The 21,970-nt window shown below is 42.8% G+C and carries 21 protein-coding genes and 1 riboswitch; of the genes, 20 read left to right on the forward strand and 1 reads right to left on the reverse strand.

Annotation, left to right across the window (positions count from 1 at the left end; translation table 11 throughout):
* Positions 1 to 19: 19 nt before the first annotated feature.
* From WC676_03820 to WC676_03865, 10 genes are all read left to right on the forward strand, one after another.
* Positions 20 to 2,356 carry a vitamin B12-dependent ribonucleotide reductase gene (locus tag WC676_03820; GenBank protein ID MFA5059734.1) on the forward strand — a complete coding sequence of 779 codons (2,337 nt, stop codon included), beginning with the start codon at positions 20 to 22 and terminating at the stop codon, positions 2,354 to 2,356.
* Positions 2,350 to 3,825 (forward strand): TolC family protein, encoded by a 1,476-nt coding sequence (locus WC676_03825; GenBank protein MFA5059735.1) that lies wholly within the window; start codon positions 2,350 to 2,352, stop codon positions 3,823 to 3,825. The genes WC676_03820 and WC676_03825 overlap by 7 nt, the downstream gene beginning before the upstream one ends.
* Positions 3,822 to 6,986: an efflux RND transporter permease subunit gene (locus WC676_03830; GenBank protein ID MFA5059736.1), complete on the forward strand. Its 3,165-nt coding sequence runs from the start codon at positions 3,822 to 3,824 to the stop codon at positions 6,984 to 6,986. Before WC676_03825 ends, WC676_03830 begins: the two co-directional genes overlap by 4 nt.
* Before the next feature lie 50 nt (positions 6,987 to 7,036).
* Complete coding sequence (locus tag WC676_03835; GenBank protein ID MFA5059737.1) at positions 7,037 to 7,237, forward strand: DUF2892 domain-containing protein; 201 nt, start codon at positions 7,037 to 7,039, stop codon at positions 7,235 to 7,237.
* A gap of 24 nt (positions 7,238 to 7,261) precedes the next feature.
* Complete coding sequence (locus tag WC676_03840) at positions 7,262 to 8,266, forward strand: response regulator (protein ID MFA5059738.1); 1,005 nt, start codon at positions 7,262 to 7,264, stop codon at positions 8,264 to 8,266.
* 21 nt (positions 8,267 to 8,287) lie between these two features.
* Complete coding sequence (locus WC676_03845) at positions 8,288 to 9,289, forward strand: NAD(P)-dependent alcohol dehydrogenase (protein MFA5059739.1); 1,002 nt, start codon at positions 8,288 to 8,290, stop codon at positions 9,287 to 9,289.
* 15 nt (positions 9,290 to 9,304) lie between these two features.
* Positions 9,305 to 9,799, forward strand: coding sequence for a hypothetical protein (locus tag WC676_03850; protein ID MFA5059740.1), 495 nt, complete (start codon positions 9,305 to 9,307; stop codon positions 9,797 to 9,799).
* A 113-nt stretch (positions 9,800 to 9,912) separates the two neighbouring features.
* Positions 9,913 to 12,498: an ATP-binding protein gene (locus WC676_03855; GenBank protein MFA5059741.1), complete on the forward strand. Its 2,586-nt coding sequence runs from the start codon at positions 9,913 to 9,915 to the stop codon at positions 12,496 to 12,498.
* A 47-nt stretch (positions 12,499 to 12,545) separates the two neighbouring features.
* Positions 12,546 to 13,436, forward strand: coding sequence for a response regulator (locus WC676_03860; GenBank protein MFA5059742.1), 891 nt, complete (start codon positions 12,546 to 12,548; stop codon positions 13,434 to 13,436).
* A 32-nt stretch (positions 13,437 to 13,468) separates the two neighbouring features.
* A complete protein-coding gene (locus tag WC676_03865) occupies positions 13,469 to 14,158 on the forward strand; it encodes a hypothetical protein (GenBank protein MFA5059743.1) in 690 nt (229 codons plus the stop codon).
* Here the strand turns inward: WC676_03865 and WC676_03870 are convergent.
* A complete protein-coding gene (locus WC676_03870) occupies positions 14,124 to 14,876 on the reverse strand; it encodes a DNA alkylation repair protein (GenBank protein ID MFA5059744.1) in 753 nt (250 codons plus the stop codon). The two genes, WC676_03865 and WC676_03870, sit on opposite strands and share 35 nt — an antisense overlap.
* 53 nt (positions 14,877 to 14,929) lie before the next feature.
* Here WC676_03870 and WC676_03875 point away from each other — a divergent pair, with 53 nt between their 5' ends.
* The 10 genes from WC676_03875 to WC676_03920 all read left to right on the forward strand — a co-directional run bounded on the left by WC676_03875 (position 14,930) and on the right by WC676_03920 (position 21,710).
* Positions 14,930 to 15,367, forward strand: a complete 438-nt coding sequence (locus WC676_03875; protein ID MFA5059745.1) for a pyrimidine dimer DNA glycosylase/endonuclease V — start codon at positions 14,930 to 14,932, stop codon at positions 15,365 to 15,367.
* Positions 15,368 to 15,448: 81 nt separating this feature from the next.
* Positions 15,449 to 15,652, forward strand: a complete 204-nt coding sequence (locus tag WC676_03880) for a hypothetical protein (GenBank protein MFA5059746.1) — start codon at positions 15,449 to 15,451, stop codon at positions 15,650 to 15,652.
* 76 nt (positions 15,653 to 15,728) lie between these two features.
* The gene (locus tag WC676_03885; protein ID MFA5059747.1) at positions 15,729 to 16,022 is read left to right on the forward strand and encodes a YMGG-like glycine zipper-containing protein; all 294 of its coding nucleotides are present in this window, start codon (positions 15,729 to 15,731) and stop codon (positions 16,020 to 16,022) included.
* A gap of 37 nt (positions 16,023 to 16,059) precedes the next feature.
* Positions 16,060 to 16,950: an energy-coupling factor ABC transporter permease gene (locus tag WC676_03890; GenBank protein MFA5059748.1), complete on the forward strand. Its 891-nt coding sequence runs from the start codon at positions 16,060 to 16,062 to the stop codon at positions 16,948 to 16,950.
* 75 nt (positions 16,951 to 17,025) lie between these two features.
* A complete protein-coding gene (locus WC676_03895; GenBank protein ID MFA5059749.1) occupies positions 17,026 to 17,457 on the forward strand; it encodes a Fur family transcriptional regulator in 432 nt (143 codons plus the stop codon).
* A 46-nt stretch (positions 17,458 to 17,503) separates the two neighbouring features.
* Positions 17,504 to 18,436 carry a transporter gene (locus tag WC676_03900; protein MFA5059750.1) on the forward strand — a complete coding sequence of 311 codons (933 nt, stop codon included), beginning with the start codon at positions 17,504 to 17,506 and terminating at the stop codon, positions 18,434 to 18,436.
* Positions 18,437 to 18,451: 15 nt separating this feature from the next.
* Positions 18,452 to 19,201 (forward strand): ZIP family metal transporter, encoded by a 750-nt coding sequence (locus WC676_03905; protein ID MFA5059751.1) that lies wholly within the window; start codon positions 18,452 to 18,454, stop codon positions 19,199 to 19,201.
* 86 nt (positions 19,202 to 19,287) lie between these two features.
* Positions 19,288 to 20,208 (forward strand): TerC family protein, encoded by a 921-nt coding sequence (locus tag WC676_03910; protein MFA5059752.1) that lies wholly within the window; start codon positions 19,288 to 19,290, stop codon positions 20,206 to 20,208.
* Positions 20,209 to 20,241: 33 nt separating this feature from the next.
* Positions 20,242 to 20,823 (forward strand): MarC family protein, encoded by a 582-nt coding sequence (locus tag WC676_03915; protein MFA5059753.1) that lies wholly within the window; start codon positions 20,242 to 20,244, stop codon positions 20,821 to 20,823.
* Between the two features lie 11 nt (positions 20,824 to 20,834).
* Positions 20,835 to 21,710 (forward strand): VIT1/CCC1 transporter family protein, encoded by an 876-nt coding sequence (locus WC676_03920; GenBank protein ID MFA5059754.1) that lies wholly within the window; start codon positions 20,835 to 20,837, stop codon positions 21,708 to 21,710.
* A gap of 149 nt (positions 21,711 to 21,859) precedes the next feature.
* Positions 21,860 to 21,943, forward strand: a riboswitch (cyclic di-GMP riboswitch).
* Positions 21,944 to 21,970: the final 27 nt, after the last annotated feature.

The raw sequence follows: 21,970 nt of genomic DNA on the forward strand, positions 1-21,970 counted from the left end.
AATCAAGGAGGCGAAGGCGATGGGGCTAAGGATTTCAGAGAACGCGAAAAAAGTTTTGGAAAAAAGATATTTAAAAAAAGATGAAAACGGAAAGGTGATCGAAACGCCCGAAGAAATGTTTCACCGTGTCGCGCGCGCCATTGCCGGTGTTGACAAGCAATACGGCAGTAGTGATAAGCAGATTTCGCAAACCGAAGAAGCTTTCTATCAAATGATGGCTAATTTGGAGTTCATGCCAAATTCTCCTACTCTTATGAATGCCGGCCGCCCTTTAGGGCAATTAAGCGCTTGTTTTGTCCTCCCCATTGCTGATTCCATGGAATCCATTTTTGAAACATTAAAAGCAACAGCCATTATTCATAAATCCGGCGGCGGAACGGGATTTTCATTTTCGCGTTTGCGCGAAAAAAATAGTTTAGTACAAGCCACCGGCGGCATTGCTTCCGGCCCGATCTCTTTTATGAAAGTTTTTGACGGCGCCACCCAAGCCGTTAAACAAGGCGGAACCCGGCGCGGGGCCAATATGGGAATTTTGCGCGTTGATCATCCGGATATTTTAGAATTCATCACCTGTAAACAGCAAGACCAGGAAATTGCCAATTTCAATATCTCTGTTGCCATTACCGATAAGTTTTGGGAAGCTCTTCAAAAGGGCGAAGACTACGAACTTATTTCTCCGAATACACAGCAAGCTGTCCGGAAAATCAATAGCCAAAAAGTTTTTGATCTGATCGTTGAAAACGCTCATCGTAACGGTGAACCGGGGCTTATTTTCATTGATAAGCTCAATCAATATAATCCCACGCCGCAGCTAGGGCTTTTTGAAGCGACTAATCCTTGCGGCGAACAGCCCCTTTTGCCTTATGAAAGCTGTAATTTAGGCTCCATCAATCTTTTAGAAATGACAAAAAAAGATGATACCGGAAGCCTTAGCGTTGATTGGGATCGATTGCAGGCGGTGGTGCGTAAAGCTGTTCACTTCTTAGACAATGTTATTGACGGCAATAAGCATCCTATTAAAGAGATCGAGCAAAATACGAAATTGACCCGTAAGATAGGCTTAGGTGTTATGGGCTGGGCTTCGCTTTTGGCGCGTTTAGGCATTGCTTATAATTCTGAACAAGCGCTGGAATTAGCCGACCGTATGATGTCTTTTATTTTGACGGAAGCGAAGATGAAATCCCTGGAAATTGCCAAGACCAAAGGGGTTTTTCCGGCATTCGATAGAAGCATTTACGCCAAAGGCGGGGATAAAATGCGTTTTCGTAATGCGACGCTCACCACCATTGCGCCGACAGGAACGATCAGTATTATCGGCGGGCCTTGTTCTTCGGGGATCGAACCTATTTTTGCCATTTGTTATTATCGTAATGTTATGGATAAAACAAAGCTGGTGGAAACTGATCCGGTTTTTGAGCAGATCGCTAAAGAAAGAGGATTTTACAGCTCGGAATTAATGCAAAAAATCGCCGAGCAAGGCTCTATCGAGCATATTGAAGAAATTCCGGAAGATGTAAAAAAAGCTTTTGTTACTGCGCATGATATTGCCCCCGAATGGCACATCCGTATGCAGGCGGCTTTTCAGAAGTTTACCGATAATGCGGTTTCAAAAACCATCAATTTCCCACATACGGCAACTCCCGAAGATGTTCGTAAAGCTTATCTTTTATCCTATGAATTGAATTGTAAGGGAATTACCGTTTATCGTGATGGAAGCCGTCAGGAACAAGTATTGAATGTCAGTAAAAAAGAAGCAGACGGTGCGCAAAAATCTGAAACAAAAGTAGAGTCGGCTGTTGATCCCAATGCCGGAAGAATTGAGCCGCGCCGAAGGCCGGAAGTGATCACCGGAACGACTTCTAAAGTTTTAACCGGATGCGGGAATCTTTACGTCACCATTAATTATGACGGTGATAATAAACCGTTTGAACTTTTTACCCAAATGGGAAAAGCAGGAGGCTGTGCATCAAGCCAGCTGGAGGCGATCGCGCGCTTAGCTTCTTTGGCGCTTCGTTCCGGAATTGATTTTAAAGCGGTCATTGATCAATTGCGCGGTATTAGATGCCCCGTTCCGTCTTGGGATAAGGGGGCGAGGATATTTTCCTGCGCCGATGCCATTTCTCGGGTTTTAGAAAAAAGACTATCGGAAAAAGCGCCCGCTTTTCAACCGCAAGAAGTTTTAACAGCGGCTCAGACAGCAACTCAGGTAGCGACATTAGCGACAAGTCAATTAAAGCCATCGGAAACGATGAACAGCCGCCTTAACATGGTTGGGGTTTGCCCCGACTGTGGTAGTCCTTTACATCATGAAGAAGGATGTTTAAAGTGTTATGGCTGTGGTTTCTCGAGATGCTAAAAAAATGTCAAAGTAGCTTTCTTGAAAATGGGAGTATGGTTTTAGGCGCCAAGAGACAACAGCGTTGTCTCTTGGCGCCTATTTTTATTTCCTTTCTTTTATTATCGGCAAGTGCTTTTGCCCAAGAGGACGCTTCAAAGATACTTAAACTTAGTCTTAGCGAAACTGCCAACAAAGTCGTCCAGCATCTTCCGCAGCTAAAAATCCAAGAATACGCTGTTTTAGCGGCTCAGGCTTCTAAAAAAGAAGCATATTCTTCTTATCTGCCTTCTGTTGGTTTGGGATTTTCTGCCACGCGTGGCAATGATCCTGTTTATGTTTTTAGCTCGCTATTAAAGCAGCGGTCTTTTAGCCAGGAAAATTTTGCCGTTCCTTCTCTTAATAAACCGGACCCTTTCTCTAATTATCAGTCAGCTCTTGAACTTTCTTTGCCGATCTTCTCGGCGTTTCAAACCGAAGGCCGTGTTCGCAGCGCGGATTTTGCTGTTAAAGCGTCTCAATCTTTAAGAGAAAACAGCGAACAAGAAGCGATGCTGACCGCCATCATTGCGTATACACGCGTTTTATCTTTGGAAAAAATGATTGCGGTGGCGCAAGATATCGTTACGATCAGCGAACAAGCTGTTAAAGAAGCGGAAAATCTGCAAAGCAAAGGCATGGTTTTAGGTTGCGACTATTTAACAGCCCGGGCTACGATCGCGCAAATGAAACGGTTTTTAGAGACGACTAAATTTAAACTTGCGGCAGCATATAGTTCTTTGAGCATTCTCATGGGATTGTCGCAAGAAGAGAAGATCGCTTTAATTCATACTATCCCTCCCGAGCAATTTCCTGAGATTGATATTGTCGAATTTCAAAAAGACTTATTAACTTTACGCAAAGACGCTCAGGCGGCAAAATATAACGTTGATTTAAGCCAATCTGAGCTTGCGCGCGAGAAAAATAACAGGCTTCCTAATATTTCTGCTTTTGCGCGCGCAGAAAGCAATACCAATCAATGGGATGACAGCGCGGAAAATTATACGGCGGGATTACAATTAAGAATGAATATCTTTGAACCGTCTTTATCGCCGCGCATCGATCGTCTCCAAGCGGAAGTAAAACGTTCAAAATCATTTTATTTGCAGGTGGAGGAATCTTTAAAGGATTCCTTACAGCAAACCCTATCCGAATATCAATCTCAAAACGAGATCTTAAAACTCACCAAACAATCATTAATGGATGCCCGCCAAGCAGGGATGTCTATTGGCGATTTGTACCGCGTCGGAAAACGAAGTATCGCTGATTTCCTAAAGGCCCAGACCTATCAATTAGAATTAGAAAATACCTATTGGGATATCCGTTTTGGAGCCTATATTAATTTTGCGAAGCTATTTTTTCTTTCCGGAAAACTGAATAGTGAAAATATGCAAATCCTAGAAACAATGTTAGCGCAAGATAATGTTTCGCTTGTGGAACAAACGCCATGAAACTCGCCGGATCTATCGCAAAAACATTCATTGATTCTAAGCTGACACTGCTTTTGATCATCAGCATTCTTCTTTTGGGCGCGTTTGCCATTATGCAGCTTCCGCGTGAAGAAGAGCCGCAAATATCCGTTCCTTTTATGGATATCTTCATTTCGTTTCCCGGAGCTTCGGCTAAAGAAGTGGAAACGCTTGTTATTGAGCCTTTCGAAAGAAAGCTTTGGGAAATTCCCCAGGTAGAATACCTTTATTCTACCGCTCAACCTAATTTTGCTTTGCTTGTCGTGCGCTTTGAAGTCGGCGCGGATGAAGAGCAAAGCTTAGTAAAGCTTTATACAAAGGTGTTTGCGAATTTAGATTTGCTTCCCTCCGGCGCCGGACAACCCATTATTAAACCACGAACGATTTACGATGTCCCCGTTTTGGCGCTGACGTTTTCATCGAAGGATCAGGATATTAAAACGCTGCGTAAAACGGCGGCCTTAGTCCGCCAAGAGATTAGCTCGATACAAAATGTTTCGGAAACAACTTTGATCGGGGGCCATCAGAGAACTTTTCATGTTCTTTTTGATGAACAGAAGCTAGAAGATCATTCTTTAACACCGCTAACGCTTGCCCATATTGTGCGGCAGGCCAATCAAAAGTTACCCGCCGGAACAACAACACAAAGCGAAATGCTCACCGCGGTTGAGTCCAGCGGATTTTTAGAAACAGCCGAAGATCTAAAGAAAATCGTTGTCGGTATTTGGGCGGGGAACCCTTTGTATCTTTCGGATGTTGCGCAAGTTTTAGACGGAGTGGATGACCGGGAATCTGACGTATCTATCAGTTTTTCAAAAAACGGTTTGGCCGAAACATCGCCGGCAGTTACCTTAAGTATTTCTAAGCGAAAGGCAACCAATGCTATCACGGTTGTGGACCAGGTTTTAAAGAAGATAAAAGCGCTTCAAAAAACAATTATTCCTCAAGACATCGAAATTACCGTAACGCGTAATTACGGAAAAACAGCAGAAGAAAAATCAAATGAATTGTTGTGGCATATGTTCTTGGCGACCGTTTCTGTCACTCTTCTTATTTCTTTTGCGCTGGGGCGAAAAGAAGCGGTGGTTGTTTTTATCGCTATCCCCGTAACGCTGGCGCTGACACTTTTGATCTATTATCTTTTTGGGTATACCCTAAATCGCATTACACTTTTTGCTTTGATCTTTTCGATCGGTATTCTCGTCGATGATGCCATCGTGGTGGTGGAAAATATTCATCGCCATTATGTTTTATCGGGGCATAAAAATCTTATGCAAAGCGCCATTGAAGCGGTGGATGAGGTTGGAAATCCGACCATCTTGGCGACATTTGCCGTGATCGCGGCGATCTTGCCGATGGCCTTTGTTAGGGGATTGATGGGGCCGTATATGCGCCCTATTCCGGTGGGCGCTTCGATGGCGATGTTATTTTCTTTGGGTGTTGCGTTCATTGTTTCGCCGTGGATCTTTTATCATCTGCTCAAGAAATATCCCGCGGCACATAAAGGAGCTGAAGAAAAAGTATCAAAGCTCGATCTTTTGTATCGTAAAAGCATGACAGTTCTATTAGAGAATGCGAAAGTAAGATCTCTATTCTTTGCGATGATCGCTTTTCTCATCCTTGGCAGTATGTCGCTTGTTTATTTTAAGGCGGTCGTTGTTAAAATGCTGCCGTTTGACAATAAAAATGAAATTCAGATTATTTTGAATATGCCCGAAGGAACGGCTTTTGAAAAGACAAGGCAAGTGATCTATAAAATGAAAGATGCTTTGATAGGAATTGAGGAAGTTGTTGATATACAAACATATTCCGGAACTGCCGCGCCGTTTAATTTTAACGGGCTTGTCCGTCATTATTATTTACGCAATATGCCGTGGCAAGCGGATCTGCAGATCAACTTAAAAGATAAACATGATCGCAAACGCCAAAGTCACGCGATCGCCAAAGAGATCCGTCCTGTTGTCGAAAGAATTGCCAGGGAACACGGCGCTAGAGTCCAAGTGGCGGAAGTGCCTCCGGGCCCGCCGGTTTTAGCAACTCTTGTGGCGGAAGTTTACGCGCCCAATTTAGAGAAGCAAACCGAGCTTGCCGGCAAGGTATTTGACGTTTTTAAAAATTCCGACGGTGTTGCGGATGTCGATACGTATGTCCAACATGAATATGAGAAAAAATTCCTTAAGATCAATAATGAGAAAGCGACTTTAAACGGAATTTCTTCGCGGGACATCACTCAAACACTTCTCTTAGCGTTGGAAGGACAGAATATTGACATTGCCCATGCGAAAGATGAGCCGGAAACCGTTGCCATTCGTCTCAGGCTTCCTCCTGAAAAAAGAAGTGACCTTGCCAGCCTTAAGAATATTGTTTTATTAAACCGTCTTGATCATCCCGTGACGATCAATGAATTAGTTCAAGAGGAAGATATCAAACAAGAACGTGCCATTTATCATAAGAATTTAAAACCTGTTACTTACGTGACCGGGGATTTGACGGGCAGGCTGGAAAGCCCGGTGTATGCGATGCTGGCGATGGAAAAACGCTTAAAAGAAATTTCACAAGACACGGAGAATTTACAAATTTATTGGAATCATCAGCCGGAACTGCTGGATAAACCGGCGATCAAATGGGACGGGGAATGGCAAATTACTTTTGAAGTGTTCCGGGATTTAGGCATTGCCTTTGCCATGGTTTTGATCTTGATCTATGTTTTGGTGGTGGGATGGTTCCGGTCATTTACGGTCCCTCTAGTTATTATGGCGCCGATTCCTCTAACACTCGTCGGAATTTTGCCTGGGCATCTTTTATTCGGCGCTTTCTTTACGGCGACATCCATGATCGGGTTTATTGCCGGGGCGGGGATCGTTGTGCGTAATTCCATTATCCTCGTTGATTTTACGGAATTACGGTTAAAGCAAGGAATGCCGCTCAAAGAAGCCGTGATCGATGCCGGCGCGACACGTTTTCGTCCAATGCTTTTAACCGCCGCCGCTGTTATGGTCGGGTCGGCTGTCATCCTTTTTGATCCTATCTTCCAAGGATTGGCGATTTCGCTTATGACAGGCGAAATTGCCTCCACCATTCTTTCGCGCACCTCAGTTCCTATTTTATATTATCTCTTGAAAAAACACGAACATAGGGTTTAGAATAGAAAAGCTTATATTGCCTGGGTTATTCAATCTGAAAGGAGAGATCCATGGAAAGAAAATTGCGCGGTATTGCGGGAATTTTTATACTCATTAGCGTCAGTTTAGCGCATTATGTGAACCCCTTATGGCTTTGGTTTACGGTTTTTATTGGGCTTAATCTTTTGCAATCTGCTTTTACCAATTGGTGTCCGATGATGTGGATCTTAAAGAAATGCGGCTGTGAAAGCTGTTGCGATAAAACAAAATAACTTTTATATTAAGAAAGATAAAAAATGGCTAACAAAGTTTTAGTAGTTGATGATGATCCGGTGTCCTTGGAATTATTGCGGGCACGTTTATCAGCCAACGGATATACGGTTGTTTCTGCGGTGGACGGCAGCGAAGGTTTGCAAAAGGCCAAACAGGATAAGCCGGATCTCATCGTTACTGACTTTATGATGCCGCAAATGGACGGATTTACATTCTTTAAGGAGCTTAAAAAAGATGAGAAAATGGCGTCTATCCCGATCATTGTCCTGACGGCTCGGGCAAAAATAGAAGATTCTTTTAAGGTGTTTGGGGTCGATAGTTTTCTTACTAAGCCGTTAAATATGGATTTATTCTTATCGGAAGTGGCCAAGTTGACAAAGAATTCTGATTTGCTCAATAAGCTGTCTGGCGCGCCTACCGGCACGCCGGAGGTAAAAAAACCCGAAGCAAAAACAGAAGCCAAGCCGCCGGAGCCAAAGTCAAAACCAGCCGAACCCACAAAACAGCCTGAGCCGCCAAAGCCTGTCAAGCCAAGCGTAGCAAAACCATCTGCTGATGTAAAAAGCAATGCCAAGAATAAAGTTCTTATCTTTGGGGCCAATGAAAGCATTATGAATAAAATGCTTCAGGAGCTGGAGGGCAAGAAATGCCAAGTGACTCTTCTCAAAGACGATAAACAATTGGTCTCGCAAGCGGAAAAGCTAGAGGTTAATCTCATTTTTCTGCAGGTGAATGCCGTGACTTCTATTCCGGTCGATCAAATTGTTGTTCAGCTGAGTGATCTTATTCGAAAAAAAGCCAAAGAGGCCCGCGCTGAGGAAAAAGATGAAGATGATTCTATCGAAAAGATATGCCCTATCATCCTCTATAAGGTAGAAGCGGAGACAGAAGCCGGGACCTTGTCCGGTTCAGATCTGGCGGATATGGAAAATTTGGTCCAAAAATGCCAAGAGCAAGGCGCGTCAAAATATATCGGATTGTATTCGTCACTTTCGTTCATGTCTAAAATAAAGAATTATTTAACATAAACCTTAAAAAGGAATCTCAGCTTGTCCATTCTTGCTTATGCCGCTTCCGGCCCCAAGGAAACACTTAAAGTATTTCGATTCGATGCGCCGCAGTTAGGTCCTTGGGATGTCGAGGTCAAGGTTACGCATTGCGGAATTTGTCATAGCGATGTCCATCTCATTGATAATGATTGGAATATGAATTCTTATCCGCTTGTCCCGGGCCATGAGGTTGTCGGCATTGTGAAAGCGGCAGGGAAAAATGTCCAGAAATTAAAAGCAGGTGACCGCGTTGGTATCGGTTGGCAATCAGGAAGCTGTCAGACGTGCGAATGGTGTATAAAAGGCGAAGAAAATCTTTGTGCGGATAATAAGGCAACATGTGTCGGCCATTATGGCGGATTTGCCGAAACCCTTTACACGGACAGCCGCTTCGCTTTTCTTATTCCGGAAAAATTGAAATCGGAAAATGCCGCGCCGCTTTTATGCGGCGGAGCAACCGTTTATTCTCCTCTGGCGCGCCATGTGAGATCGTCAATGAAGGTTGGCGTGATCGGTATCGGCGGTTTAGGGCACTTAGGCTTACAATTTGCGCGCGCTTTCGGCTGTGAAGTAACGGCTTTTTCCAGCGATCCGACAAAAGAAAAAGAAGCTAAAGATTTTGGCGCGCATCATTTTGTGGCCAGCAACAAAGTCGATCAACTCAAAAAATTATCCAGGTCGCTAGATTTTATTCTTTCAACGGTCAATGTTGATCTTGATTGGGGAAAATTCTTGCAAGTCTTGCGCCCCAATGGCAAATTATGCATGGTCGGTGTTCCGGGAAATCCGATGGAAATCTCGGCCTTTGCCTTGATCAGCGGACAAAAAAGCGTTGTGGGAAGTGTTATCGGAAGCCGCAGCGGCATTGAAGAAATGCTTGAATTTTCCGCGCATCACAACATCGCGGCAAAAACAGAAACCATGCCTTTAAGTGATGTGAATAAGGCTGTTGAGAAAGTCCGGCAGAATAAAGCGCGTTACCGGATGGTTCTAACCGTTTAAGGACTTTAAAGCATAATGCTTTTAAAATTCAGCGCGATATTCTTATTTTATTTTCTTCTCCTTTTCGCAATTTCATTTCCTGTCCAAGCCGAAACTCCGGCTGAAACCAATCAAAAACTTGCCTGGATCCATGATCCGCTTTTCTGGAAAGAGCTTAAACATGAAGATAAAGTTCGGTTGATCAAAAGCCTTGTTGAGTCTTTAAAAGAAGAAAACATTATCATCAGAAAAAATCCTGCTTTTTATGCCGAGCAGATCGACCTCAATGAAAAGCAAAATCCAAAGTTATTTTTTAAGCCCGTTGGAATTCAGCTTAATACATTAGCGATCATGTACGGCGATTATGATAATGGCCAAAACCCGTTTGACTTGATCAAGGAAATATTCGGCGAGCCATTTTATATAGAATATATCCATAAAAATATGATGGTAACACTGCAAGAAGAGTATGATAAATGGCGAGAGAAGAATCGCCCTAAGGAGCAGGAGAAAAGTGCTAAGAAAAAATAAGCTCTTCCATCTGTGGTTCGTTATTTTTAGCGGCTGATGATTTCTCATGAAGCCGTTTTTTTATGGCTTTTAAAAAGCAGTTTCAACAGCTGTAAAGGATCCAGCGAAACATTATGACAATACGCGGCAAACTCATCTTGGCTTTTGTTTTAGTCTTTTTGCTGTTTTGTGTGGGAGCATTTATTTCTCTTAAGATCATTGAGAAAATGCTGATCGACACGATCGGCTATGAATCTAAGCTTTTAGCAAATCAGGCGCTGGATCAGATCGATCAAACAATCCAGCGCAGGATCGAAGATTGTAAAATATTAGCCATCAATACGGAAGCCCAAAATGCCTTAAGAGAATCCAATCGCCAATTTGAGCAATATGGCGATATTCAAGCATATATTGATCAGAAGGATAAAGAGTGGATGTCTTTTCCATCGAGTGAATTAAGCCCGTTTATGGAAGACATCCTTTCTAATAAGGTTTCCGATAATCTGAAGAAAAGAACAGAGTTTTATAAGCGTGAGTATAGTTTTAACCTGATCGGGGAGATTTTTATTACTAACAAATACGGCGCTAATGTTGCCCAAACAAATAGAACTTCCGATTACCGTCAGGATGATGAGTCTTGGTGGCAGCAGGCGCGCTCTGACGGGATTTTTGTATCTGATGTAGAATACGATGAGAGTTCTGATGTCCAGGCTGTCAGCATTTGTCTTCGCATTGATAGCGATGAAGGAGAATTCCTGGGTGTCATGAAAGCCGTTTTGAACATTCAGCAGGTGAAGGATATCCTAAAGAACTTAGAGGGGGAGGAAAAGTTTCAGGTCCATGGAGTGGCAAGAACGGAATTCAAAGTTTTAACAAAGGATTATCGGTTCGTTTATTCGAGCGAGAATTATCCTTTGGGTTCCAGATTGCAGGAAGAAGCTATCCGAAATATTGAAAAAAATATTAAGGATACAAGCGCTTATTGGATAGATCAAACAGAGCTGTCCCAGGAAGGAGTGCAAGAGCTGGCTTCTTTCGCGCAGTCCGATGGCTTTTTGGACTATAAGGGGCTGGGATGGGTTTTAGTTGCTGAGCGAAAGACAAAAGAAATCTTAGCTCCGGTCAGGCAAGTACGAGATACACTTATCCTTCTTCTGTTTTTATCAGGATTTATCCTTCTTTTGATCGTCATTGCTTTTTATCGAATGATCACGATTCCTTTGGGCAAGTTGACAATGGCAGCAACCAAGATCGGAGAAGGCGATCTCGATATTCATATTGAAAGTTTTTCAAAAGGCGAGATCGGAACGTTAGCAAGAGTGATTAACGAAATGACGCGCAAATTAAAAACGGCTTATGAAGGACTCGAAGAAAAGGTCAAAGAGCGTACGGTGCAGTTAAGAGCAAGCGAGGAACAGCTCAAAAAAACAAATACAAGCCTTGTACATCGTGAACAGCAAACCCGGGTTCTTTACGAGGTCATGAAAATGGCCGCTCAGACAGATTCAGTGGAAGAGGCCATTTATGGTTGCGTGGGGACCATCTGCCGATTGACCTCTTGGCCCATAGGCCATGTTTACGTTCTCTCTGAAGATAAGGCCCGAGAATTGAAATCCAGCAAAATATGGTTCATTAAAGATGGGCAAGACCAGGATTTTATTGCTGAGTTCAAAAGAGTCACAGAAGAAATTTCTTTTGCTCCCGGTATTGGGCTTCCCGGGCGAATATGGCAATCCGGAGAACCGGCCTGGATCCACAACGTCCAGGAGGATGATAATTTTCCACGAAAGAATTTATGTAAGAACATAAAAATAAAAGGGGCGTTTGGTTTTCCGATCAAGGATCATGGCAAAACGATAGCGATCGCTGAATTCTTCACCAATGAGAAAATGGAAAGAAATGAAGATCTCTTGCTCACGGTCCGTGGCATTGGGGAACAACTAGGGCGGGTTATCGAACGCCAGCAAGCCGATAAAGAACTTAAGTCAGCCGAGGCACAGCTGCTGCAATCGGAGAAAATGGCCGCCGTCGGCCAGTTAGCCGCCGGGATCGCTCACGAGATCAAAAATCCTTTAGCGGTCATTTTGCTGGGGGCCGAAGGATTGAGGGGGGCTCCGGATTCTCTGAACGCGCAAGCGAAAATGAGAATTGATATGATCGAAAAAGCGGCGCAAAGAGCTAATGGCGTTATTATGAAATTATTGGATTTTTCCAGGCAATCCGAATCTAAAATAGAACTGTTGAATATATGCCAAGTGATGGATAATTCCATTGGCTTTGCCGATAATCGCGCCAAATTTAAGAATATTGACCTGCAAAGAAATTATGAGCCAGAGATCATTTTCTTTGAAGGAGACAGGATCTTGCTGGAACAGGCGTTTGTTAATCTTTTGACAAATGCGATCGATGCCGTCCAAGACAGGGGAAGAGTTTTGGCGCATATTTATTTGCAATCCAGCGCGCAGGCGGGGATTTCGGGAAATAAAAACCTTGTCGTTGAGATTACCGACAATGGCTGTGGGATGCCTCCGGAAGTTTTATCAAAGATATTTGAGCCTTTTTTTACGACCAAAGGGCAAGGGGAAGGAACGGGGTTAGGTTTATCGATCGTTTACAAGATCATTGAGCACCATAACGGGAAAATAAGCGTAAAAAGCCAGGAAGGCCAAGGGACAACATTTACGATCCTGTTGCCTATGCGGCAAAAGGAAGAAAAATAAATTCAAATTACCGCTGAAAATCCTTTAAAAGGGGAGACCGAAGAAAGATGCAAAAAATAAAAGTTCTTATTGTGGAAGATGAAAATGATTTGCGTACTTTGATGGCGCTCGAATTAGAAAGCGCCGGCTACTCTGTGTCTCAAGCCGGAGACGGAGACGAAGGGCTGACGGTGGCCGGCCAGATCAGGCCGGACATTATTATCTCTGACGTGGTGATGCCAAAAAAGGACGGAAATCAATTCTTGAAAGATCTACGAAAGGCAGAATTCGGTAAAAAGATCCCGTTTGTCATCTTGACGGCCCGGGTCAAGATGCGGGAATACTTTGAGCTGACCGATGCTGATGCTTTCTTGGAAAAGCCTTTTAAGATGGCTGAATTGGTGGATGTTATCAAGAAAGTTCTTTCAAAAGAACGAAAAGAGAAGATAGGCACCGGGCAAAAAGAGACCATCCCTGAAACGGCAGAAATTATTATGCATGATGATATGACGAAATTACGCGGGATGAGCCCGGTAGAAAAGACTTCTGTCGAAACTCTGTATCCGGGATTGTCCGGGAAATACAAGGTAAAGCGTACTTTTTCTGAAAAGAAAAAGAAGGTCATCCTTCTCGAAAATGATGCGGAGATCTATCGGGAGCTGGACAGCATCCTTACGCAATGGCATTGCGAAGTTCATCTGGTGGCGAATGCCGATGAGTGTCTTCAGGAAGCCATATCTTGGGTTCCGGATATCATTATCCTTAAAGAGATCTTTGAGAAGTTAAATGCGCGGGAATTAGCGGACCGTATCAAAAATATGCCGCGGCTACAAACAATCCCTGTTGTTATCTATAATTATCTGGGGGAATGGAATAAAAGAGTGCAGCCGAAATATTTCGAGTTTAATAAAGACGGGCATCACTTCTTGGGAATGGTCAAGAATTTGATAGAAAAATAACCGATTAAGATTTAACACGGAAAGAGTGTCAAATGTTTACCGCGCTGTTGCTGATTCTTTTTTGGGGAGGTGTTTTAGCTTTCGTTCCGGTAACTTTTTATCTGCTTATCAAAAATCCGCCTTTGCGCCAGCTTGAAACAGTTCGCGGGCGGGGCATTTTTATCATGACGGATGAATCAAAACTTGCCCGGGGGAAAGAATCTCGAGTGAAGACAATTGGGGTCATTTATGCTGTTTCTTGCGCGCTAGTTTTGGTGTGGTATTTGATCAACCGCAAAGAAGGGAGCGGAGTGGTTCCCCTGGATGTCTTTTCATCATTTTCTGTCATTTTGTTTTATTTCTCTATGTTGACGTACATACCTGTTATTTTTTATTTACGCTGGTGTAAACCTTGGCAATATCGGGAAGAGGGTATGTGCTTGACGGGGATTTACCATCTTTACGGAGTGGGTATTTTTGCTTTTGCCGGGTTTTTTCTGTATTCTTGGCTAAAACAAAAAGGGCTGGTCCTTTATCCTCAGCAAGTTTTTTATGCTTTGCTGGGTGCTATTTTTGCCGCCGCCTTACTCTCTTATCTGCCTATTCTTGCCTATGTGTTGGTTAGGGCGCTGCGCTCCTGGCAGGATCGCCCCATACGCCCTAACATTATTTTTGTTATCTATAGCTTATGTTTTGTGGTTTTTTCGATCATTTATGTTTTTGAATGGCTTTACGCCCATTAGAAGCTCTCAAGGTAATAATGCCCTTAAGATACCTCTGGCGTTTTGTTTCCGGAAACCGTTCAATGGCATAACGCAGCATGGTGCGTGGCATTTTTTTGTAATGTGTTCTTAAAAAACCTTCTTCCGTTTTTAGATTGCGTTTTCCCACTTCTCGCAACATCCATCCCACAGCTTTTTGGATGAGGTCTTCCTCGTCGTGCAGTAATGCTTTTGCGATCCTTAGCGTGTCGCCAAAGAAACGGTTTCTAATAAAATAAAAAGTTGCCATTATGGCGATACGTCGCGCCCAGAGGTTTTTTGATCTTGCCAGCCGGTAAAGGATTTGTTTGTCTTTATTGAAAAGAAAATCGCCCATGATCTTTTCTGCGGATAGATCGATCAAGTCCCAGTTGTTGATATATTTTTGGTTCTTTAGGTAGATTTTGTAGACCTTATTTTTCTCTTGGGCAGAGCTCTTCTTATAGCGCTCGATGAGAATGAAAAGTGCGCAAAGCCGTTCTTCGTGAATAGGCGAGTGTAAAAGGGATATGGTATCTCCAAGACTTAAGTCTTTAAATTGTTTCGCGACACTACGTGTTTCAGGGACAGTTACGCCGATAAAAATGTCTCCCTCTCCATACTCACCGGGTCCGGTTTTAAAAAACCGTTGCAAGATCTTGGCTTTCGCCGGGCTGGATAGTTCTTTGAGTTCTTTTTTGATCAGTTTCAACTGAGACATAGGCGTTATTTTAGCTTGTTTAAAACTTAAGTTCAACGTAAAATGTTTTTCCTATGCGCTTATGGTCGCTTCATCCTCAATATCTTGACCGCCAAGGGCTTTTGGCTGTTTGGCGGGAAGGGCTTTTGGCGCAGAAAGTTATCGTCGGAAAAACGAAAGGCTACAAAAATCATCCGCAGTTAGAACGTTTTAAAAGACACTCTAAGCCGCTTTTGGCGATCGGGAACTATCTTTTTTCGATTTATCTAGAGGCAAAAAAAAGAAAATATCAATTTTCAAAAAATAAGATCTTATTTTATTCAAAGAAGAAGTTTCATCTTAAAGTGACAAAAAAGCAAATGGATTATGAGTTCCGGCATCTTTTGAAAAAACTTAAGATTCGCGATAAGAACGTTTATCAAAAAATCAGTGCTACTCGCCGCGTGAAGCCTCATCCGTTATTTTCTGTTGTTTTCGGGAAAATTGAGCCGTGGGAGAGAATAAAAGATTAGGGTCAGTTTTCCTGTTTTGGCGGTTTGGGAAAGTTGTGATACAATAACCCTTCAAAAGTTAATACTATATTAGGGAAGAAAATGACAGCATCAAAAATAAGAACTATCCTGCGCTGGGTTCATATTATTATCGGCTTGATATTGCTGTGCTATATCTATTCGCCGTTTCATCGTTATATTTTGTTTCAAGCTTTTGTAAAATGTGTCGCGATCCCGATCGTGGTGGTCAGCGGTTTGTGGATATGGAAATCGAGTATTTTTAATAAGGTTTTTCACATCAAGTAGTTTTGCAAGAGCGCTTTATTTTCTCTGATTTTACGATATAATAGCGGTATTCATTCTAAATAAAAGGGAGGAAGCTATGAAAAAAGTTTTTGTGGTTACATTATTAGGTTTAGCGATGATCGGTTGCACGACGACACAAAAAGGCGCCGGTGTTGGTGCCGCGGGTGGCGCGATCTTAGGCGGTATTATCGGGCATCAGTCGGGCCATGGAGTAGTAGGCGCGGCGATCGGTGCGGGAGCGGGTGCCGTTGCCGGGGGCGTAGTTGGCGAGAAAATGGATAAAAAATTCTGCCCGAAGTGCGGAGCAGCTTTCACTAATGACGTTCAATTCTGCCCGAAAGACGGAACGGAATTGAAATTAAAAGAATAGATCCCATATTAAAAAATCTTAAGAATTAGAGGTTAACATGCATATTCCAAGTTCAATGCTCAATGGTGCTATTTGTCCGGTGACATTAACAGTTGGAGCTGTCGGCTTAGGATTAGCCGGTTATTGGTCCGGAAAGATCAAGGAAAAACCGGGAGTATTTAAATTTGCCGGCATCACCGCGCTTATTTTTGCTTTGCAAATGCTCAATTATCCGATCCAAGATGGAACGTCAGGACATTTGGTGGGGGCGATGTTAGCCGTAAGTTTCTTAGGTATTCCTTTTGCGGTTGTTTCGATGGCGCTGATTTTAGCTGTTCAGGCTTTTTTCTTTGGTGACGGTGGAATAAACGCATTGGGAGTCAATATTCTTAATATGGGAATTTTGGGAGCTGCTTTATCCGGGTTCTTATTTTATCGCATGATACAAAAAGGGATGAACCGATCTTTAGCGCTTGGATTAGCCGCGTGGTTTTCGGTGTTAATCGGTGCGGTTGCCTGCGCGTTTGAAGTTGCTTTTTCCGGAGCTGCGAGCCTCGAAAAAGTTTTACCGGCGATGTTATCGGTGCATTCTTTGATCGGATTAGGCGAAGGCGTATTAACAGTTGCTATTGTTGCTGTCCTTGGGTCATGTGTGCGTTTTTGGAAAGAAAATTCAAAAGCACTTGCCGTGGGAAGCCTTGGATTAGCAGCTGTCGCAACTACATTAAGCCCTTTCGCCAGCAATTTCCCGGACGGCCTTGAGTGGGTGGCCGAGAAATTCTCTTTTGTGCAGTTCTCAGCGGTGGAATTTCCGGCGTTGTTTCCTGGTTATCAGGCGACATTTATTGGTCACGCCGGCCTATCGAGCGTTGTGGCCGGTTTCATCGGGATTGCCATCATTTTTATTCTTACATCGGCTACAAATCTTTTCCTTCCCAAGGAAAAGTAACTCAAGAATTCTCGCAAAGAAATAACTTGACGTAAATGATTTTTTGTTTATACTAAATAGAAATCATTTCTATTTATGAAAAACCAAAAAGAATTTACGACAAGCCTCAAAAAACACTTTCTTAAAGTCACTCCCAAGCGTGAAGCGGTCATTGACCTTTTCTCCCGCCGGAAAGATTATTTAAGCCCGCAGGAAGTCTGGGCGATTTTACGAAAGAAATTTGATCAAGTTGGACTGCCGACTACCTATCGTATTTTAGAAGAGCTTTCTTCGATCGGCCTTCTCTTTAGGATCGAGTCAAGCGACCAGCAGCTTTACTACGGGTTTTGCCGGCACGAAGACCGCGCGCATCATCACCATCATTTTATCTGCCGAAAATGCCATTCGATCATCGAATTAAGTGAATGCCTTTTTGAACATACCGAGAAAATCCTTAGACAAAAATTAAAGTGCAAACCGGAACGCCATATTTTCCAGGTGGAAGGCTTATGTGCAAAGTGCCGATGAAAATAGAGGAGTCAAATAATTTATTTTTAGCTAAAGGGAGACACTGGTGAATATAAAAACTCTACGGATGATCATCTTTTCTGGTTTTATTTTATTGAGTTGCTGCGGTTTACTTTTCGCGCAACAGGATAACAGCAGCTCGCAGGACTTAAGCGAATGGTATCCGCCGTCGGCAGGTCCAATTACGGCTTGGACAGCACCTGTTAGCGAGAAAAATCAATTATTAGCTCAAACATTTTTTTATTATACACACACCCGCGGCACTTTTGACGCGGAGGGGAATTCAGATTCGCTTCCCGAAGGCGATCGGAAGTATCAATATCAGCAGCAACTATTCCTCCAGTATGGGCTTACGGATCGCCTAGAGATCAGCGGTCAAATGGCTTACCTGGAAAATTTTATTGAACAAAGCGGCGAGGAAGCTCATGCGGAAGGTTTTGGCGATACCTACCTATATTCTCGATATTGTTTTCTAGATGAAACAAAAATTTTTCCGCAGGTCACGGGGATATTCCAGCTTAAATTGCCGAGCGGGCCATATCAAAAACTTGAGGCCGAAAAGTTGGAAACGGATTCCTTCGGGACTGGTTCTTATGAACACGGCTATGGCTTTGTTTTAACCAAGCGTTTCAAACCGTTCATTTTTCACGCGGATGCGATCTATTCCTTTCCCTTGGTAACCAAAGTTGATGAAGTTAAAACGCAATATGGAAATTCTTTAGCTTACGATATCGGTGTTGAATATTTTCTACCAAAAGGATTTAATCTTTTATTTGAATTAAACGGTTATACGCAAGGGGACACCAAACAAGACGGAGACAAAATTCCCGCGAATGATTCCAGTTATGTCTTAGCCGTTCCCGGAATTGGCTGGTCGAATGATAGCATCCAAACTCTTTTGGCGTATCAGCGGACGATCTTTGGTGAAAATACGGATGCCAATGACTCAATTGTTATGACGATCATTTATAATTTTTAACTTAAAAGGAGCCTTATGAATCCTTCCATTTCTGCCTTGATCAGCGTCAGCTTGGTGAGCATTATTTCTTTAGCCGGGGCTTTTACGCTTTCTCTTAATAAAGAGTTTTTGCGCAAAATCCTTCTTTTCTTGGTAAGTTTTGCTGTCGGAGCATTATTCGGAGATGCCTTTATTCATCTTCTGCCGGAAGCGTTTGAAGAATTAGGGCTTAGCCTGCAAACATCACTTCTGGTCATTAGCGGTATTTTAATATTTTTTGTTCTGGAGAAATTTTTACGATGGCGGCATTGCCATATTTTAGAATCATCGCATGAACACGTTCACCCGATGGCAACTTTAAGTTTGATCGGTGATGCGGTTCACAATCTCATGGATGGAATGATCATTGGCGCAAGTTATTTGGCGAGCCCCGCTATCGGTGTCGCGACGACCTTGGCTGTTATCTTGCATGAAATTCCTCAAGAAATAGGTGATTTTGGTATTCTTGTCCATAGCGGCTTGACAGTTCGCAAGGCACTTTTCTTTAACTTCCTTTCGGCTTTAACTGCTTTTGTTGGGCTTGGAATATCGCTTTTTATCGGGCCGCATATTACCGGTTACGCTTCCTATATTGTCCCGGTGACAGCGGGAGGTTTTTTGTATATCGCCGGCTCTGACCTTATCCCGGAACTTCATCATGATGTGAAGGCTTCTATTTCTTTGGGGCAGTTTGTCTGTATTATTTTGGGCGTAGGATTGATGGCGCTGCTGGTTTTGATGGAATAGCTTTACGGCAAAAACGAATTCTAAAGAATGTTGGAAATATTTTGTCAGGGTGTTTATAATAGCGGCATTACATCAAAGGAGAGATAATGTCAGCGCAGGCATGGTGGTGGACCATATTTATCGTTTTCGTTTTAGGGATGCTTATTTTAGACGTCCTTGTCTTTAACCGCCGCTCGCATGAAGTTAAGCTAAAGGAAGCTTTGCTGTGGAGCGCGTTTTGGGTTGGGCTAGCGCTGCTTTTTAATTTAGCCATTTTGATATGGAAGGGGCAAAAACCGGCTTTAGAGTTCTTGACCGGATATCTCATTGAGCAGTCTCTAAGTGTTGATAATTTATTTGTTTTTATCATGATCTTTTCGTATTTTCGTGTTCCCAAGGAATATCAGCATAAAATCTTATTTTGGGGAATTTTAGGCGCGCAGGTCATGCGCGCTATATTTATTTTCGCGGGCGTCGCTTTAATTCATAAATTTGAATGGATCATTTATATTTTTGGTTTATTCTTGGTTTTAGCCGGTATTCGCATGGGGGTTCATAAAGATGAGGAAATCCATCCCGAACGAAATCCCGTTTTAAAACTATTTCGGCGCTTTATGCCGGTGACGACAAATTACGAACAAGATAGGTTTTTTATCAAAAAAGATAATAAGACCTGGGCAACGCCTTTATTCATTACGCTTCTGATGGTAGAAACAACCGATGTTGTTTTTGCCGTTGATTCTATTCCTGCCGTTTTAGCGATCACCCTTGATCCCTTCATCGTTTACACCTCGAACATTTTTGCCATCTTAGGATTGCGCGCGCTTTATTTTGCTTTGGCTGGCATTATGCCGCTTTTCCATTATTTGCATTACGGGCTTTCGGTTATTTTAGTTTTTGTCGGGCTTAAGATGATCGCCAGTCATTTTATCAAGATATCCACGGGAATTTCTTTAGGATTTGTGGTTGGCATACTGATCATTTCTGTAGTAGCCTCACTTCTCAAGACGAAATCAGAGAAAAAATAGCTTACATTTTTTAGCGAAAGGATATTGGGGTTTATGGAAAACATTCTTTTGGCGTTTATTCCCATTTTTGTCGCGGTTGATGCGATCGGGCTTTTACCGATCTTTGTCGGGCTGACCCAGGAATTAGAGCGCAAAGAAAGAATTTCTATCATTGTTCAATCGCTGATAACGGCCGGTTGCTTAGCCATTGGTTTTATTTTGGTTGGCAGGGCAGTTTTTAAGTTTTTAGGAATTACCATCGGGGATTTTATGGTGGCGGGCGGTGCTATTCTTTTTTGTTTGGCCGTCATTGACTTAGTTCTGCCTAATAAGCCTCAAAGAATTCCACCGAAAGAATTGGGCGTTGTTCCTTTGGGAACGCCTTTAATCGTTGGTCCGGCGGTTTTAACAACTTCGCTTATTATGATCGGCGAACACGGATTATACGCGACGTTTATTTCTATCCTTGCTAATCTTGTCTTGGTTGGCTTATTTTTTATGACATCGGGTTTTCTTATAAAAGTTTTAGGCGAAGCGGGGTCGCGTGCTTTATCCAAGGTGACCAGTCTTCTTTTGGCCGCCATCGCCGTTATGATGATCCGCAAAGGCGTTATGCATATCTTAACTTTACAATAGAGGAAAATAATATGGATAAAAAGATCCTTGATGCTGTCTTAAAAGCGCAACGTAACGAGATCACGGAATACCACATCTATGCCGGCTTAGCCAAGCAAATCACCGATACGCATAATCGAGAGATCTTAGAGAAGATTGCCAAAGATGAAAAAGAGCATTGCCAGTTTTGGAAAACATTATCCGGACGGGATATTGAACCTGACCGCATAATGGTTTTTTGGTATATATTTCTTTCGAAGATCTTTGGCTTATCTTTTGCTTTAAAGCTGATGGAAAAAGGAGAGATCCTTTCTGCTGATGCCTATCAGCAGTTGAAAAATCATTTTCCGCAAACTAGCGCTTTAGTCATTGATGAACAAAAGCACGAAAAAGAACTTTTGTCTATTTTGAAAGAAGAGCGGGTTGAATATGCCGGTTCTGTTGTTTTAGGATTGAATGATGCCTTGGTGGAATTGACCGGGGCTTTAACGGGGCTTACTTTTGCTTTACAAAACGGGAAGATCATCGCCGTGACCGGGCTTATCACCGGTATTGCTGCTTCTATGTCTATGGCCGCGTCGGGATATCTGTCGTCCAAAGAAGAAGCGGATCAAAATGAAGAAAAAAGCCCTTTAAAATCAGCCTTTTATACCGGCGTTGCGTATCTCGTTACTGTTTTTCTTTTGATCGTGCCATATTTCGTTTTTTCGAATCTTTATGTGGCCTTAGCAAGTATGTTGAGTATGAGCATTCTCATTATTTTTGGATACACATTTTATATTACGACAGCTAAGGGTTTAAAATTTTGGCGCCGGTTTATTGAAATGGCCGCCATTTCTTTGTCGGTTGCTTTTATCAGCTTTGGTGTTGGGACGATCCTCAAAAAACTCATTGGAATCGAAATATAATAGGTGTTTTTCTGGTGCTTTTAAGTTATTTATTTACAAAGGCTTAACTATTTAGCCCACCTTGACATTCGACGATCCATACGGCATACTTGTACTGGGTTAGAGATAATAGTACTTGTTCTTTGTATTTATTAGTTAAAGTTGGAAATATCCGATAAGGGCAAATTGCGAGTAATCGCAAGACGCAAAGCCGCAACTCCTCGCCGGCAAATGAGGAGGGTTGGGCTACCGAAGATATGAGCAAGTAGTTAAGAACCGAA

The sequence above is a fragment of the Candidatus Omnitrophota bacterium genome (genome assembly GCA_041649175.1).
Taxonomy (GTDB): domain Bacteria; phylum Omnitrophota; class Gorgyraeia; order Zapsychrales; family JBAZNR01; genus JBAZNR01.

Excerpts from the sequence above, each read along its gene's own strand:
- WC676_03915 (MFA5059753.1), top strand. The coding sequence starts at position 20,242 with ATGGAAAACATTCTTTTGGCGTTTATTCCCATTTTTGTCGCGGTTGAT.
- WC676_03860 (MFA5059742.1), top strand. The coding sequence starts at position 12,546 with ATGCAAAAAATAAAAGTTCTTATTGTGGAAGATGAAAATGATTTGCGT.
- WC676_03875 (MFA5059745.1), top strand. The coding sequence starts at position 14,930 with ATGCGCTTATGGTCGCTTCATCCTCAATATCTTGACCGCCAAGGGCTT.
- WC676_03835 (MFA5059737.1), top strand. The coding sequence starts at position 7,037 with ATGGAAAGAAAATTGCGCGGTATTGCGGGAATTTTTATACTCATTAGC.
- WC676_03825 (MFA5059735.1), top strand. The coding sequence starts at position 2,350 with ATGCTAAAAAAATGTCAAAGTAGCTTTCTTGAAAATGGGAGTATGGTT.
- WC676_03865 (MFA5059743.1), top strand. The coding sequence starts at position 13,469 with ATGTTTACCGCGCTGTTGCTGATTCTTTTTTGGGGAGGTGTTTTAGCT.
- WC676_03870 (MFA5059744.1), bottom strand. The coding sequence starts at position 14,876 with ATGTCTCAGTTGAAACTGATCAAAAAAGAACTCAAAGAACTATCCAGC.
- WC676_03890 (MFA5059748.1), top strand. The coding sequence starts at position 16,060 with ATGCATATTCCAAGTTCAATGCTCAATGGTGCTATTTGTCCGGTGACA.
- WC676_03820 (MFA5059734.1), top strand. The coding sequence starts at position 20 with ATGGGGCTAAGGATTTCAGAGAACGCGAAAAAAGTTTTGGAAAAAAGA.
- WC676_03880 (MFA5059746.1), top strand. The coding sequence starts at position 15,449 with ATGACAGCATCAAAAATAAGAACTATCCTGCGCTGGGTTCATATTATT.
- WC676_03855 (MFA5059741.1), top strand. The coding sequence starts at position 9,913 with ATGACAATACGCGGCAAACTCATCTTGGCTTTTGTTTTAGTCTTTTTG.
- WC676_03920 (MFA5059754.1), top strand. The coding sequence starts at position 20,835 with ATGGATAAAAAGATCCTTGATGCTGTCTTAAAAGCGCAACGTAACGAG.
- WC676_03895 (MFA5059749.1), top strand. The coding sequence starts at position 17,026 with ATGAAAAACCAAAAAGAATTTACGACAAGCCTCAAAAAACACTTTCTT.
- WC676_03830 (MFA5059736.1), top strand. The coding sequence starts at position 3,822 with ATGAAACTCGCCGGATCTATCGCAAAAACATTCATTGATTCTAAGCTG.
- WC676_03910 (MFA5059752.1), top strand. The coding sequence starts at position 19,288 with ATGTCAGCGCAGGCATGGTGGTGGACCATATTTATCGTTTTCGTTTTA.
- WC676_03905 (MFA5059751.1), top strand. The coding sequence starts at position 18,452 with ATGAATCCTTCCATTTCTGCCTTGATCAGCGTCAGCTTGGTGAGCATT.
- WC676_03850 (MFA5059740.1), top strand. The coding sequence starts at position 9,305 with ATGCTTTTAAAATTCAGCGCGATATTCTTATTTTATTTTCTTCTCCTT.
- WC676_03885 (MFA5059747.1), top strand. The coding sequence starts at position 15,729 with ATGAAAAAAGTTTTTGTGGTTACATTATTAGGTTTAGCGATGATCGGT.
- WC676_03840 (MFA5059738.1), top strand. The coding sequence starts at position 7,262 with ATGGCTAACAAAGTTTTAGTAGTTGATGATGATCCGGTGTCCTTGGAA.